Below are 13,884 nucleotides of genomic sequence, written 5' to 3'. Positions count from 1 at the left end.
TAAACACCTAGTTGAGCTTAGCAGCCTCTTCGGCGCGTCCGGCAGCGGTCAGCGCGTCTTTCCACATCTGGCGATACAGGTTGCGGGTGCGCGATGGCATTGGTTGCCACATGCGGTCGGCTGCAAAAAAGCTCGCATCGCCTACTCGGTAACGCTTGGTTTCTTCCGGCGTCATATGCTTGGCTGCGCGCTCATTCATAATGACGCCCCCAAGGTCGCGGGCAAGATTAGCCTGTATTTCCGGCGACAGCATGAAGTCAATCAGTAGGTGCGCGGCTTCGTATTTGGCGGGATCGCCGACCACATGACTGGCAATAGAAATATTGTCGAGCCAAACGGTTTCACCTTCTTTAGGTGTCGCGATCTGCCAATTCTGCCCCTTCGCGTTCGCGATATTCACTCCGAACCAATAATCGGTGATATAATCCAGGTGCTTTTCCATCTGATCGACGTCGGGAGTGGCAACCCAGAAATCTTTGACATTCCGGGCCATGTCGGTGAGGGCGATTTGGATTTTAGCGCGGTCGAGTTGGTCGGCATTGTAGAGATTGGCAAACTGATGGCCGGTTAAAATTGCTGCGACAAAAACATTTGCTTCAAACTGAGTGGATGTAACCGACGTACGTCCACGATGGCTTGCGTCGAGCAGGACCGACCAGGATGTCGGTGCCTCCTTCACGCGGTCAGTATTATAAGCGAGCGCGTATGACCCGCCGAGCAAAGGTGCTGCATAGGTTTGACCTTCGAGCACAGCATAGTCTCCCCCCGCGACGGCGGCAGGTAGGTTGGACCAGTTCGTCAACCGCGCCGGATCGAGAGGCGCGAGCGCCTTCAACAGCTTGCCCTCATCGCCTTTATAATAGTTATGGGTTGGAGTTACGATATCGCTTGTTCGGCTACGCACAGCCTGAAAAATTTGATCGGCATCGGCGATGTAGAGCGGTGTTCCGTCAGAATTGGTACGAAAGACAAGTTTTATATCCTTACCCTTTTGTTTTGCGTATTCGGTGAATTTATTGGCGTACGTAGATATGTATCCCTCCCACTCAAACACGCGAAGTTCAACGGGGTTTGCTAGGGCCGCATTTCCAAATGCAACTAAAATTACTACGCTTGATAGCTTCGCAACGGCACGAGGGAGCCATTTGATTTTCATAATCGTACCTTCCCGGATGATGTGGCCGGGGAGAATAGCAATGATATTTTCGATTCAATAGCGGGGGAATTGTTATTTTTTTGCTGTTTAACTTAGCAAAAATTTATTTTCTCTGTCATTCCGCGAAATGATCTCAGATCAAGTGAACCAAGTTTTACGCTGCGTCGGCAAACCCCACAGACTTTCTGGTTAACCGAATTCCGCCTCTCGGATTGGTATTTGGCTTTACGGTGACGGCGCCCCCGTCCGAGTTTTAGCGTTATCGGACGAGGGCGCAGTTCAACGCAGTTGCTCAATGCAGGCGAAACTCCGCTTGCACCGCCCCCAAGCGGGCGGGGGCAATACCCGCGACGGCTGCAACGCGCACCGAATGAAGCTTGCCGTCGAGCGAGTGGCTCCAAAAGTCCAAAAAACGTTGGAGTTCGGGGAATTTCGGGGCCAAGTCCAAATGCTGCCAGATGAAGGTTTGCAGCAAGCCCGGATGGTCGGGCATGTGATAGAGGATTTCGGCGGTCGTCAGCCGATAGTCGTTCAATTGCCGCGAAAAATCATTCATGGGGTCTCTCCCGTTCTGGGATCGAAGCCCGTTGACGCTGAGGGGCGAAACCGGGCTCCTTAACCAAAAGCCTGCCATGAAATTTTCACGGATTCATCAAAAATCTGTGTTATACCAATGTGTTAGCAACCACTCTAAGTGAGTGCTGCTATTGAGTATTTACTGGCCTTGCGCGGCGGTGTAGCCGGGGGTCCCATCAAAGCGGAACAGCATTTCCATTTTAATCGCGGGCAGCCCGGCCTTGGCGAGCGCCTGCAGAAGGCCCGGCACCAGCGCGGGTGAGACGGTGACGCCCGGCGCGGCCATAAACCGGCAGCGCCAATGATCGGTGCAGAAGGTCTCGTCCCGTCCCTTCGGCCAGACTTTCACCCCCCGATTGGTGATGACGGCTAGGCGAAGCCCCGGCGCGGCTTGGGCAATTGTTTGCACGGCGTCGGCTAGGTCATCGGGTGTGCCGCCGGACCAATGCAGGAAGAGATCGACCCCATCCATCGTTTTTTCGGCCTTCGGTTGCCGGGTGGGCGACGGCGGCACGGTGGGGAGCGGGTGACTCAAGCGCAGGTCGAACTGCCGGGGCTGTTGGCCCAACCGGGCGATGACGGCTTCGGCAAACCCTTGGGTGCCGACGCAAGCTTTCGAGCGGTCGGCGGCGAAAATATCGAGCGTATGGATACCGTCTTCCAGCGTCCGCAGCCACGCGGCTTCGATGCGCGCCGCGACCGGCGCTTGTCCGTTTTGCGCCAGCATCATGATTGCCGCGCACAGTAAGCCGGAGGGGTTGGCGCTATCCTGCCCGGCGATATCCGGGGCTGAGCCGTGGATCGCCTCGAACAAGGCGCCGTGACTGCCGATATTGGCGGAGCCCGCAAGCCCAACCGATCCTGCAATTTCGGCGGCGACATCCGACAGAATATCGCCGTAGAGGTTCGGCAGGATCACGAGCTTGAACCGCCCCGGCTGATCGGCCAACCGCGCCGCCCCAATATCGACGATCAAATGCTCGGTTTTGATGGCGGGGTATTGGGCCGAAACCTCGTCGAAGACCCGGTGAAACAGCCCATCGGTCAGCTTCATAATATTGTCTTTGGTGAAGCAGGAGACTTTATCGATCCCTGCTGCCGCCGCGACTTCGAACCCATAGCGCACGATCCTCTCAGTGCCGGGGCGGCTGATGAGCTTGAGGCATTGCACCACCTCGTCGGTCTGCTGGTGTTCGATCCCGGCGTAAAGGTCCTCTTCATTCTCCCGAATGATGATGACGTCCAAATCCGGGTGCTTGGTTGGAACCACCGGATGCAGCGCCCGGCAGGGGCGAATATTGGCGAAGAGGCCCAGGGTTTTCCGCAAGGTGACGTTCACGCTCTTGTACCCGCCGCCCTGGGGCGTGGTGATCGGGCCTTTCAGCAGAAGTTTGGTCCGCGCGAGGCTGTCCCAGGCGTCCGCGCCGATGCCAGTCGGCTCCCCCGCAAGATAGGAGCGTTCGCCAATCGTCACCACTTCCGGCGCAATTTGGGCTCCGGCAGCGGCGAGAATGGTGAGCGTTGCCTGCATAATCTCCGGGCCGATACCGTCGCCGGGGGCAATCGTTACCGGCAGCGGCGCGGCGGTATCGGCCTGGAGCGTCGGAGTGAAAAGCGGGGATCCGTCCATGGTGGCTCTCCTGGGCTGAGCGTTTGTTGAGCCCATCCTGCCCTGATCACTTTATTTAATGAAATTGATAGTATTGAAGGTTATCATCAAAAATTATGATAATAACGCATCCCCTCGATCCCGATTTGCTGGCCGCTTTCCGCGCTGTGGTAGAGACGGGCAACTTCACCCGCGCGGCCGAACGGCTGCGGCGCAATCAATCCACCCTGTCGATGCAGATCAAACGGTTGGAAACGGCGGTCGGCGATAAGCTGCTGGAGCGCGGGGCCGGGACGGCGGTGCGGCTGACGGCGCGGGGTGAGATTGTGCTGACCTATGCGCGCCGGTTGCTGGCGTTGCAGGAGGAGGCGCTCGCGGCCCTACGCGATGGTGATTTGCAAGGGACCGTGCGTTTAGGGACGCCGGAGGATTTCGCCACGGCCCATCTGCCGCAAGTGCTGGCCGATTTCGCCCGCTCGCATCCGCAGGTCGCGCTGGAAATTACCTGCGACCTCACCCTGAACCTGCTGGATCGCTTGGGGCGTGGCGAGTTCGATTTAGCCTTGATCAAGCGCGAACCGGCAGGAGATGCGGGCGGCGTTCCCGTGTGGCGTGAACCCCTGGTGTGGGTTACGGGTGACGCCGATTTGCCGCGCCGGTCAGGGCCGCTGCCGCTTGCGCTCTCGCCCCATCCTTGCGTTTATCGGCGGCGGGCGCTGGCGGCTTTGGGGGAGTCGGGGCGGGCGTGGCGGCTAGCGTATACGTGCGAATCCCTGGCCGGAACCCTTGCCGCCGTGCGGGCGGGGCTTGGAATCACTGTGTTGCCGCGCGATATGGTGCCGCGTGGGCTGATCCACTTGGAGAGTGCGGCGGATTTGCCGCGTCTGGCCGAGACCGAAATAGCCCTGATCACCGCGCCCGATCCATCGCGCCCCGCCCTGCGGTTGCGCGACCATATGATCGCTGCGTTGGAGCGGGCCTGATCCACAAACTTGCTTCGGCGCACTATCGAGCCTCTTGAAACGGGACGGCGATGGGCTTATCTCTCGTGGCACTCGCTGAGGGTGAGTGCTAACAAAGGCTCCCCTTGGTCCCATCATCCGTCCCTTGAAGGAGGAGATCGCATGTCGTTCCGTCCGTTGCATGATCGCGTTCTAGTGCGTCGTATCGAGCAGGAAGCTAAGACCGCCGGGGGGATCATCATCCCCGATACCGCCAAGGAAAAGCCGCAGCAGGGCGAAATCGTCGCTGTTGGTTCGGGCGCGCGCAACGAAAAGGGCGAACTGGTCGCACTCGACGTTAAGGTCGGCGACCGGGTTCTGTTCGGCAAATGGTCGGGCTCGGAAGTGAAGATCGGTAGCGAAGAGCTGCTGATCATGAAGGAATCCGACATTCTCGGCGTCCTGGCTGCGTAACGCGCCTAACCGCTTCCCCGATTTTAGGAGAGTAAAATAATGGCTGCTAAAGAAGTAAAATTCTCCACCGATGCGCGCACGAAAATGCTGCGCGGTGTGGATATCCTCGCCGATGCCGTAAAGGTCACGCTGGGTCCGAAGGGCCGCAACGTCGTCATCGAAAAATCCTTCGGTGCCCCGCGCATCACGAAGGACGGCGTGTCGGTCGCAAAAGAAATCGAACTCTCGGATAAGTTCGAAAATATGGGCGCGCAGATGCTGCGCGAAGTTGCCCTGAAGACCGCTGATCGCGCCGGTGACGGCACGACCACCGCGACCGTGCTGGCGCAAGCCATCGTTCGTGAAGGCGTGAAGGCGGTTGCCGCCGGTCTCAATCCGATGGATCTGAAGCGCGGTATCGACCTCGCCGTGTCCGCCGTGATTGCGGACCTGAAGAGCCGGTCCAAGAAGGTTTCGACCAACGAAGAAGTGGCGCAGGTCGGTACGATTTCGGCCAATGGCGAGCGTGAAATCGGCGAAATGATCGCCCGCGCCATGGAAAAAGTTGGCAACGAAGGCGTCATCACCGTTGAAGAAGCCAAGGGCATCGAAACGGAACTCGACGTTGTCGAAGGCATGCAGTTCGATCGCGGCTATATCTCGCCGTATTTCGTGACCAACGCCGAAAAGATGCAGGCCGAGCTGGAAAGCCCCTACATCCTTTTCTTCGAAAAGAAGCTGTCGGGCCTTCAGGCCATGCTGCCGGTTCTCGAAACGGTGGTGCAGTCGGGCCGTCCGCTGCTCATCATTGCGGAAGATGTTGAAGGCGAAGCGCTGGCGACCCTCGTGGTCAACAAGCTGCGCGGTGGCCTGAAGATCGCTGCCGTGAAGGCACCGGGCTTCGGTGATCGTCGTAAGGCGATGATGGAAGATATGGCCATCCTCACGGGCGGTCAGGTCGTTTCTGAAGACCTCGGCATTAAGCTTGAAAACGTGACGCTCGACATGCTCGGCACCGCCAAGAAGGTGACGATCACGAAGGACGAAACCACCATCGTTGATGGTGCCGGTCAGCGTTCGGACATCGAAGCCCGTATCGCGCAGATTAAGGCCCAGATCGAAGAAACCTCGTCGGACTACGACCGCGAAAAGCTGCAAGAACGTCTGGCGAAGCTCGCCGGCGGCGTTGCCGTGATCCGCGTCGGCGGCTCGACGGAAATCGAAGTGAAGGAACGTAAAGATCGCGTTGATGACGCGATGCATGCAACCCGCGCGGCCGTGGAAGAAGGCGTGATTGCAGGCGGCGGCGTCGCTCTGCTCTATGCCACCAAGGCGCTTGAAGGCCTGAAGCCGGAAAATGACGATCAGCGCGTCGGTGTGGACATCGTCCGCAAGGCCCTGACCGCCCCGGTGAAGCAGATTGCCGAAAACGCCGGTGTCGATGGCGCCGTGATCTCGGGCAAGCTGCTGGAGTCGAACGACTTCAACTATGGTTATGACGCTCAGAAGGGCGTTTATGCCGATATGGTGAAGTCTGGCATCATCGATCCGGTGAAGGTGGTTCGTTCGGCCCTGCAAGACGCCGCTTCGGTGGCCTCGCTGCTGATCACGACCGAAGCCATGGTCGCCGAACTGCCGAAAAAAGACGCACCGATGCCCGGTGGTGGCGGCGGTATGGGCGGCATGGGCGGGATGGATTTCTAATCCCCCCATCGCGCTAGAGTCTAAAGCCCCCGTCGGGTCATTCCGGCGGGGGTTTTTTTATGGCCTGTTCAACAATCGTCGGTATCGACCAAATCAAGATCGATCACCGAAAGGTTCAGCACAACTTTACCGCGTTCCTCGAAATTGACCGTCACGCGGTCGCCGACGACCGATTGAACCTGCCCCAGTCCCCAATCCGGACAGGCCGGGTGGCGCACCCTGCAGCCAGGGGTCAGAAGGCTTGGAATCGCGCTCATGATGCTTCTCGCTGTGAAATCCGGTACATGTTAAGGGAATCTTCAAACCTAAAGTGGCTTGATGCAAGCTAAAGCTTTGATTTGAAATCTGGTCTGCCATTGCCAGAGAAAGAAGTGTCCCCACCATGGATACCATCCACACATCCCTTCCGTCGGTCACGATGGATCTCTCGTTTCTCCATTTGGTTGTCAGCCAACTCTGCCACGATCTCGTGAGCCCGATTGGTGCGGTTAACAATGGGGTTGAGTTGATCGAGGAACTTGGATCGACCCCGGATAGCGAAGCTTTCGACCTCATTGCCCAGAGCGGGCAGGCGGCGGCGGCGAAGCTGCAATGCTTCCGGCTCGCCTGGGGTCGGGCCGGGGCCAGCAGCGACACGCGCCTTGCCGACGTGCGCCAAGTGCTGGTGGAGTATTTCGCGGGCGAAACCCGCATCGACCTGCATTGGCCGAGCGATCCTACCGCCGAAGCGGTGGATTATGCTCCCGGCGCGCTGCAACTGCTGCTGAATGCCGTTCTGGCGGTGGCGACGACCTTGACGCGCGGCGGTCAAATCTCGGTGAAGATGGACGTGAGCGATGTCGGCGCGCCCTTCGAGATCGATGCGACCGGGCAAAATTTGCGCGTGCCGGAGATTCTGCCGGAGCTGCTGGCGGGGCGCACGCGCGCGTCGCTCGATCACCGGACCGTGGCGGCGGGCTTTGCCTCTTTGCTCGGTCGGGCACTCGGCGTGCCGCTCACGGTGTCGCAACCCTCGACCGAACTCGTCAGGATTGCTGGTAGATTGCCCATTCTGTCATTTCCCTGATAGATTTGATGGGCATGATGGACCAACTTGTGCAACTGCTCGCTTGCCCTTTCGGCTGCGGTGGTTCAAGAAATGTAGGCAGTTGGGTCAAAGGACGACACCCAGCGCTAGGGTGTCTAAACAGGGACGTAGACCGGGGGATTCCGAATGGATGATTTGCTCAGTGAGTTTCTGACCGAGACGGCGGAAAATCTATCGGTGCTGGATGTGGAGCTCGTAAAGCTCGAACAGAACCCCAACGATCCTAATCTGCTCAGCAATATTTTCCGGCTGGTGCATACGATTAAAGGGACGTGCGGTTTCTTAGGGCTGCCGCGCCTCGAAAGTGTTGCTCACGCCGCCGAAAACGTACTGGGCCGCGTGCGCGATGGCGAGTTGATCGTCTCGGCAGGGACGGTTTCCCTCATCCTCCAGTCGCTCGATTGCATCAAAGGCATTCTGGCGGTGCTGGAAGCGACCGAAGCCGAGCCGCCTGGCGATGATTCGATCCTCATTGCGAAGCTGAACGCCGTTGCTGGCGGCGCGTCAGCCGATGAAGTCGCCGGTGTCACAGCGGTCGCCTCGGCGGCTCCGCTCGCCCCGCCGGTCGCTGTAGCACCGCCCCCACCGCCGCCCCCGGCCCCTGTGGCGAGCGCCCCCGTTCCGACTGCCCCAGCACCAGTTCCCGCTGCCCCGCCGCCCCCGGCTGAGCCCAAGCGCGAAGTTGCCCGGGTTGAAGCGCCGCAACCGCCAGCGGAAGTCCCCGAAGAGCATGAAGCCGCCCGTCCGGCAGCGGCAGCTGCCCAATCGGTTGAGGCCATCAAGGATTCGGCGGTAGCGGCTCAGACGATCCGCGTTTCCGTCGATCTTCTCGAAAACCTGATGACGATGGTTTCCGAACTGGTGCTGACGCGCAATCAGCTTCTCCAGATCGTTCGCCGGTATAAGGATAGCGAGTTCGCCGTTCCCCTGCAGCGCCTCTCGCATGTTACGTCCGAACTGCAAGAAGGCGTGATGAAGACGCGCATGCAGCCCATCGGCAATGCCTGGGCCAAGCTGCCGCGCATGGTGCGCGATCTCTCGCTCGAACTGGGCAAGAAGATCGACCTGCAAATGATCGGGGCCGAAACGGAACTCGACCGGCAAGTGCTGGAACTCATCAAAGATCCGCTCACGCACATGGTGCGCAATTCCGCCGATCATGGGTTGGAAACGCCGGACGAGCGCCAACGCGCGGGCAAGGCCGAAACGGGCCGGATCACGCTGAACGCCTATCACGAAGGCGGGCATATCCTCATCGAGATTTCCGACGATGGGCGCGGCCTCAATACCGAGAAGATCAAAGCCAAGATCATTCAGAACGGCCTCGCCAGCGAGTCCGAATTGGAAGGTATGGCCGATGCGCAGATCTATCAGTTCATCTTCAAGCCGGGTTTCTCCACGGCGGCAGCGGTTACGGCCGTTTCGGGGCGCGGCGTGGGTATGGACGTTGTGCGCACCAATATCGAAAAAATCGGTGGCACCATCGAGTTGAAATCGAAGTTTGGGCGCGGCTCGACCTTCGTTATCAAGATCCCGCTGACACTTGCCATCGTCTCGGCGCTGATTGTGGAAAGCTGTGGCGAACGCTTTGCCATTCCGCAAATCAGCGTGGTCGAACTGGTCCGCGCCAGTGCCGATTCAGAGCATCGCATTGAGCGTATCCATGGCACGCCGGTCTTGCGCTTGCGCAACCGCCTGCTGCCGCTTGTGAGCCTGGAGCGTCTGCTGCGTCTCGACCGGCGGGAAGGCGATACGACGACGGAAAGCTTCATCATTGTCGCCCAGGTTGGCACCTACAATTTCGGCATCATGGTCGACCGGGTGTTCGATACCGAAGAAATCGTGGTGAAGCCGGTCGCGCCGATTTTGCGCCACCTGTCGCTGTTCTCGGGCAATACCATCCTAGGCGATGGGTCGGTTATCATGATCCTCGATCCGAACGGTATTGCCGCCTCGACGGGCGAAATGACGGTGAGCGAAAACGCCCAAATCGATGCCGCCGCTGCGCGTGACACCCACGATCACGAGCGTACGACGCTGCTCATCTTCCGGGCGGGTGATGGCGGGCCTAAGGCCGTGCCGCTGTCCTTGGTGGCGCGTTTGGAAGAAATTGACCTCGAAACCGTCGAATTCAGCCACGACCGGCCAATGGTGCAGTATCGCGATAAGCTGATGCCGCTGATCCCGATTGTTCCGGGCATGAAGTTGCAGCGCACGGGCCGCCAGCCGGTGCTGGTGTTTGCCGATGGCGAACATTCGATGGGTCTGGTCGTCGATGAAATCATCGATATCGTCGAAGATCGTTTGGCGGTGGAACTCGCGGCGGATCGCCCCGGTTTCATAGGCTCGGCGATTATCGCGGGCCGGGCGACGGATGTGATCGATACCGGGCACTTCCTGCTGCAAGCTTTCGGCGATTGGTTCCATGCGGGCCGCGATAAGCTGTTTGACGGGCGCACCAAGGCCAAACGCATTTTGTTGGTCGACGATAGCCCGTTCTTCCGCAATCTGCTGATCCCGATCCTCTCGGTGAACGGTTTCTCTGTCACCTCCGCCGATAGCGCCGACGACGCGTTAACCATGGTGGAAAGCAGTGGAACCTTCGATGTCATTGTCAGTGACATTGAAATGCCGGGGATGAACGGGTTCGAATTTGCCCGCGCGATTGCGGCGACCAAGTGGGCGGGCACGCCGATGGTGGCCCTGTCCAGCCACACTGCTCCGCAGGATTTAGAGCGGGCGCGCGAAGTGGGCTTTTTGGACTATGTGCCGAAGTTTGATCGCGACGCATTGATCCATACGCTGAACCAACTGCTGAATACGGAGAAGGTGGCATGAGCGAACTGGTTGCTTCTGGAAAGCGGAACGTCGCCCGCCAGGGTTTCACCGCTGACGAACAACGCCAGTATGTGTCCATCACCATCGATGGGCAGATGTTTGGTATTCCTGTTTTGATCGTTCACGATGTTCTGGGGCCGCAGCGCATTACCCGCATTCCTTTGGCCCCGGCCGAAGTTGCGGGCTCGCTCAATTTGCGCGGTCGCATTGTCACTGCTATCGACGTGCGTTTGCGCTTAGGCCTGCCGAAGCGCCCCGCCAATATGGATGGGATGAGCGTCGTCGTAGAGCATTCCGGCGAGTTCTACAGTCTCATGGTCGATGGTGTGGGTGAAGTGCTCACCCTGTCGTCGGCGGAGTTTGAGCGCAACCCGGCGACGCTCGATCCGCGCTGGCGCGATATTTCGCTTGGGATTTATCGCCTGCAAGATCAATTGCTGGTAATCTTAGACGTTAACCGTCTATTAGATTTTACACGGAATGAAGCGGCCTAAAGGCGGGAAGAGTTTCTCGCCTCCCCCTGGAATAGGGTATAAGAAGCCGTAACGTCATCCCAGAGAGTGGAGTAGGGCCAATGAAATCTTGCCTCATCGTCGACGACTCGCGGGTCGTCCGCATGGTGGCCAAGAAGATTCTGCAGGAACTCGGTTTCGAGACCTCGGAGGCAGAGGACGGCAAAAAGGCCATGGAAGCCTGTCAAAAAGCCATGCCAGACGTGATCCTGCTGGATTGGAATATGCCCGTCATGAATGGGATCGAATTCCTGCGGGAGCTGCGCGCTTACCCAGGTGGCGATGCCCCGAAAGTTGTGTTCTGCACGACCGAAAATGACCTCGCCCATATCATGGAAGCCATGGGGTCGGGGGCGGATGAGTATATTATGAAACCGTTCGACGCCGAAATTATTCAAAGTAAGTTTAGCCAGGTAGGTATTCTTTGATGATTTCCGGCACAAATAGCCGAAATCTCGGGTCTGCCCGCTCGGACACGCCGCCCAAGGGCGGCGATGGCGTTATCCGCGTGATGCTGGTTGATGATAGCGCCGTTATTCGCGGGCTCTTCACCCGGGCCTTGGAATCGGACCCTGAACTGCAGGTCGTCGCCTCGGTTGGTGACGGCAAGATGGCGTTGAACGCGCTGAAACGCCAACAGGTCGATATTATCATTCTGGATATCGAAATGCCGGTGATGGATGGGCTCACGGCCTTGCCGCTTCTGCAAGAAGCCGCACCGTCGGTGCCAATCATCATGGCTTCCACCCTGACCCGGAAGAATGCCGAGGTTAGCCTGCGCGCGCTGCGCGACGGGGCCAAGGATTACGTGACCAAGCCGTCGACCACGTCGGAATTGACCTCGGCCCAGGCGTTTCGCGACGAGTTGATCGCCAAGATCAAGGCTTTGGCCGGGCCGTCACGGTCGCCGCGCCTTGAAATGCCGGATATCCCGAAGCGCTTCACCAATACCGACGGCACGCTAACGGCCGGTGAGCGGACCTCGACGGTTCGCGTCAACCGCAGCGGGCCGATCACCCTGCGCCCGATGACGAATGATACGCCGGATATCATCGCGATCGGCTCATCGACCGGCGGGCCGCAGGCGCTGTTCTCTGTGCTCGGTAATTTGCCGAAAAACCTACGCCAGCCGATCCTCATCACCCAGCATATGCCTGCGACGTTTACGACGATCCTTGCGGAGCATTTGGCGCGGGTCACGGAGCGGCCGTGTGTGGAAGCGCGCGATGGCGACCCGGTGCAGGCGGGGCATATTTATGTCGCGCCCGGTGATTTTCATATGACGGTGGAAGCCAATGGCGCGCAGCGCGTGCTGCGCGTTCAGAAGACGCCGCCGGAAAACTTCTGCCGCCCGGCGGTCGATCCCATGCTGCGGAGCCTTTCGGCCATTTATGGCCGTAAGCTGCTGGTCATCATCCTGACCGGGATGGGGCAAGACGGTATGCTGGGGGCGCAAACGGTGGTTCAGCAGGGCGGTTTGGTCATTGGCCAAGACGAGGCGAGCAGCGTCGTTTGGGGTATGCCCGGCGCCGTCGCTTACGCTGGCCTGTGCAGCGCCATTCTGCCCTTGCCGGAAATTGGTCCTTTTATCCACAAAATCGCGCTGAGGTCGGTAGCATGAAACCGGACGAGTTCGAGTTCATCAGTCGAACGGTTCGCCAGCGCTCCGGCTTGGTGTTGACCGAAGATAAAGCCTATTTGGTTGAAAGCCGTTTGCTGCCCGTTGCCCGCAAGTTCGGGCATAAGTCGGTGGATGAGTTTGTGACCTCGGTTCATCGCGGACCGGATGAGGCGAAGTTGCGCGCCATCACCGAAGCGATGACCACCAACGAAACTTTGTTTTTCCGCGATACGAAACCGTTTGATCAGTTTAAGCGCGTTGTGCTTCCGGCGGTGCTGGAATCGCGTGCGGCGCGAAAGACGGTGCGGATTTGGTGCGCGGCCTGCTCGTCGGGTCAAGAGCCCTATTCCTTGGCGATGATTTTGAAGGAAGAAGGCGCGCGGCTCGCGGGCTGGCGCTTTGAAATCGTCGCGACCGACATTAGCGCAGAAATGCTGGATCGGGCGCGGGCTGGGCTTTACACCCAGTTCGAAGTTCAGCGGGGGTTGCCCATTCAGTATCTGATGAAATATTTCAAGCAGATCGAAGATAAGTGGCAGCTTTCGAACGAAATTCGCTCGGCGGTTGATTATCGGGAGTTCAACCTTCTCTCCGATCCGCGCGGTTTGGGGCATTTCGATATTGTGTTTTGCCGCAACGTGCTGATTTATTTCGATCAGCCAACGAAAACCGAAGTGCTCAATCGCCTGCGCACAATCATGCCAGAAGATGGTGTGCTGTATCTGGGCGGGGCGGAAACGGTCTTGGGCATTACCGATAAGTTCGAACCGCTGCCGAATGAGCGCGGGCTCTACCGTTGCATTGCGAAGCAAGGCGCAAGTTTCGCGGCGCTCTAGATGAACCAAAATACGAAAACTTACTCCCCGGGCTGCTTTGTGCAGCCCGGTTTATTTTGTGGCTTGCGACCTCGTGTCACACAGGCAAGCTTTGCGCCTTTTACTACCTTGATCAATCTGAACGCAGAGGCCGGAAAATGGCCCAGGGGCGGGGATGTAATCTCGCGCCCACGTTGCAGGGGGAAACGGGGTAGGCCATGACGGATCAGGAGCACGACCTGCGCCAGGCGTTTGCGCAGGTCGCGCGGCTATCGGGAAATCTCGGGATTGAGATTACCGATATCAGCGCCAATATCGACCAAGTCGCAACGCAAGTTCGGCAAGATTCAGAAACGTGCCAAGCCTTTCGGCGCGTGTTTGCGGATTTGACCGAGAAGAATCGCGCGGTTTCTGGCGCTAGCCTGAAGGCCCATAGCCAAGCGCAATTGGCCCGGCAGAATATGGCTGACTCGCGCCATACGATTGATACCTCGCTTGCCGAAATTCGCGCTTTGGCTGAATCCGTGACGGCGATTGAAGGACAACTTCCGGGGCTCTCCGATGCGCTGGGC

14 protein-coding genes are annotated in these 13,884 nt (G+C 58.8%); 10 read left to right on the top strand and 4 right to left on the bottom strand.

The window, feature by feature from the left end; translation table 11 throughout:
* Positions 1–7 precede the first annotated feature (7 nt).
* From ACIQ36_RS05180 to ACIQ36_RS05170, 3 genes are all read right to left on the bottom strand, one after another.
* Entirely contained in the window at positions 8–1,156 is a 1,149-nt protein-coding gene (locus ACIQ36_RS05180) for a PotD/PotF family extracellular solute-binding protein (protein WP_395826578.1), read from the bottom strand.
* Positions 1,157–1,448: 292 nt separating this feature from the next.
* Positions 1,449–1,712: an usg protein gene (locus ACIQ36_RS05175; RefSeq protein WP_395826576.1), complete on the bottom strand. Its 264-nt coding sequence runs from the start codon at positions 1,710–1,712 to the stop codon at positions 1,449–1,451.
* Positions 1,713–1,871: 159 nt separating this feature from the next.
* On the bottom strand, positions 1,872–3,362 hold the full coding sequence (locus ACIQ36_RS05170; protein WP_395826574.1) for an NADP-dependent isocitrate dehydrogenase: 1,491 nt from the start codon (positions 3,360–3,362) through the stop codon (positions 1,872–1,874).
* Positions 3,363–3,457: 95 nt separating this feature from the next.
* On the opposite strand from ACIQ36_RS05170, the gene ACIQ36_RS05165 reads away from it, so the two are divergent.
* The 3 genes from ACIQ36_RS05165 (at position 3,458) to groL (ending at position 6,439) form a co-directional block, all read left to right on the top strand.
* Entirely contained in the window at positions 3,458–4,324 is an 867-nt protein-coding gene (locus ACIQ36_RS05165; RefSeq protein ID WP_395826572.1) for a LysR family transcriptional regulator, read from the top strand.
* A gap of 141 nt (positions 4,325–4,465) precedes the next feature.
* On the top strand, positions 4,466–4,756 hold the full coding sequence (gene groES, locus ACIQ36_RS05160; protein ID WP_395826570.1) for a co-chaperone GroES: 291 nt from the start codon (positions 4,466–4,468) through the stop codon (positions 4,754–4,756).
* 39 nt (positions 4,757–4,795) lie between these two features.
* A complete protein-coding gene (gene groL / locus ACIQ36_RS05155; RefSeq protein WP_395826568.1) occupies positions 4,796–6,439 on the top strand; it encodes a chaperonin GroEL in 1,644 nt (547 codons plus the stop codon).
* 68 nt (positions 6,440–6,507) lie between these two features.
* Here groL and ACIQ36_RS05150 read toward each other — a convergent pair whose 3' ends face one another.
* Positions 6,508–6,696 (bottom strand): DUF3553 domain-containing protein, encoded by a 189-nt coding sequence (locus ACIQ36_RS05150; RefSeq protein WP_395826567.1) that lies wholly within the window; start codon positions 6,694–6,696, stop codon positions 6,508–6,510.
* A gap of 125 nt (positions 6,697–6,821) precedes the next feature.
* On the opposite strand from ACIQ36_RS05150, the gene ACIQ36_RS05145 reads away from it, so the two are divergent.
* From ACIQ36_RS05145 to ACIQ36_RS05115, 7 genes are all read left to right on the top strand, one after another.
* A complete protein-coding gene (locus ACIQ36_RS05145; RefSeq protein WP_395826565.1) occupies positions 6,822–7,505 on the top strand; it encodes a histidine phosphotransferase family protein in 684 nt (227 codons plus the stop codon).
* A 147-nt stretch (positions 7,506–7,652) separates the two neighbouring features.
* Complete coding sequence (locus ACIQ36_RS05140) at positions 7,653–10,364, top strand: chemotaxis protein CheW (protein ID WP_395826563.1); 2,712 nt, start codon at positions 7,653–7,655, stop codon at positions 10,362–10,364.
* The gene (locus ACIQ36_RS05135) at positions 10,361–10,858 is read left to right on the top strand and encodes a chemotaxis protein CheW (protein WP_395826561.1); all 498 of its coding nucleotides are present in this window, start codon (positions 10,361–10,363) and stop codon (positions 10,856–10,858) included. The genes ACIQ36_RS05140 and ACIQ36_RS05135 overlap by 4 nt, the downstream gene beginning before the upstream one ends.
* Positions 10,859–10,938: 80 nt before the next feature.
* Positions 10,939–11,304, top strand: coding sequence for a PleD family two-component system response regulator (locus tag ACIQ36_RS05130; protein WP_395826560.1), 366 nt, complete (start codon positions 10,939–10,941; stop codon positions 11,302–11,304).
* An 83-nt stretch (positions 11,305–11,387) separates the two neighbouring features.
* Positions 11,388–12,497 carry a chemotaxis response regulator protein-glutamate methylesterase gene (locus ACIQ36_RS05125; RefSeq protein WP_395826611.1) on the top strand — a complete coding sequence of 370 codons (1,110 nt, stop codon included), beginning with the start codon at positions 11,388–11,390 and terminating at the stop codon, positions 12,495–12,497.
* Positions 12,494–13,333 (top strand): CheR family methyltransferase, encoded by an 840-nt coding sequence (locus tag ACIQ36_RS05120; RefSeq protein ID WP_395826558.1) that lies wholly within the window; start codon positions 12,494–12,496, stop codon positions 13,331–13,333. Before ACIQ36_RS05125 ends, ACIQ36_RS05120 begins: the two co-directional genes overlap by 4 nt.
* Before the next feature lie 197 nt (positions 13,334–13,530).
* Positions 13,531–13,884 (top strand): hypothetical protein (locus ACIQ36_RS05115; RefSeq protein ID WP_395826556.1); only part of this gene is annotated, 354 nt, incomplete at its 3' end.

Origin of the sequence: Elstera sp. (assembly GCF_044372965.1) — a bacterium.
In the GTDB taxonomy this organism is placed as follows: domain Bacteria; phylum Pseudomonadota; class Alphaproteobacteria; order Elsterales; family Elsteraceae; genus Elstera.
This window is presented reverse-complemented; position numbering and strand designations above follow the sequence as displayed.

Excerpts from the sequence above, each read along its gene's own strand:
- ACIQ36_RS05180 (WP_395826578.1), bottom strand. The coding sequence starts at position 1,156 with ATGAAAATCAAATGGCTCCCTCGTGCCGTTGCGAAGCTATCAAGCGTA.
- ACIQ36_RS05175 (WP_395826576.1), bottom strand. The coding sequence starts at position 1,712 with ATGAATGATTTTTCGCGGCAATTGAACGACTATCGGCTGACGACCGCC.
- ACIQ36_RS05170 (WP_395826574.1), bottom strand. The coding sequence starts at position 3,362 with ATGGACGGATCCCCGCTTTTCACTCCGACGCTCCAGGCCGATACCGCC.
- ACIQ36_RS05165 (WP_395826572.1), top strand. The coding sequence starts at position 3,458 with ATGATAATAACGCATCCCCTCGATCCCGATTTGCTGGCCGCTTTCCGC.
- groES (WP_395826570.1), top strand. The coding sequence starts at position 4,466 with ATGTCGTTCCGTCCGTTGCATGATCGCGTTCTAGTGCGTCGTATCGAG.
- groL (WP_395826568.1), top strand. The coding sequence starts at position 4,796 with ATGGCTGCTAAAGAAGTAAAATTCTCCACCGATGCGCGCACGAAAATG.
- ACIQ36_RS05150 (WP_395826567.1), bottom strand. The coding sequence starts at position 6,696 with ATGAGCGCGATTCCAAGCCTTCTGACCCCTGGCTGCAGGGTGCGCCAC.
- ACIQ36_RS05145 (WP_395826565.1), top strand. The coding sequence starts at position 6,822 with ATGGATACCATCCACACATCCCTTCCGTCGGTCACGATGGATCTCTCG.
- ACIQ36_RS05140 (WP_395826563.1), top strand. The coding sequence starts at position 7,653 with ATGGATGATTTGCTCAGTGAGTTTCTGACCGAGACGGCGGAAAATCTA.
- ACIQ36_RS05135 (WP_395826561.1), top strand. The coding sequence starts at position 10,361 with ATGAGCGAACTGGTTGCTTCTGGAAAGCGGAACGTCGCCCGCCAGGGT.
- ACIQ36_RS05130 (WP_395826560.1), top strand. The coding sequence starts at position 10,939 with ATGAAATCTTGCCTCATCGTCGACGACTCGCGGGTCGTCCGCATGGTG.
- ACIQ36_RS05125 (WP_395826611.1), top strand. The coding sequence starts at position 11,388 with ATGCTGGTTGATGATAGCGCCGTTATTCGCGGGCTCTTCACCCGGGCC.
- ACIQ36_RS05120 (WP_395826558.1), top strand. The coding sequence starts at position 12,494 with ATGAAACCGGACGAGTTCGAGTTCATCAGTCGAACGGTTCGCCAGCGC.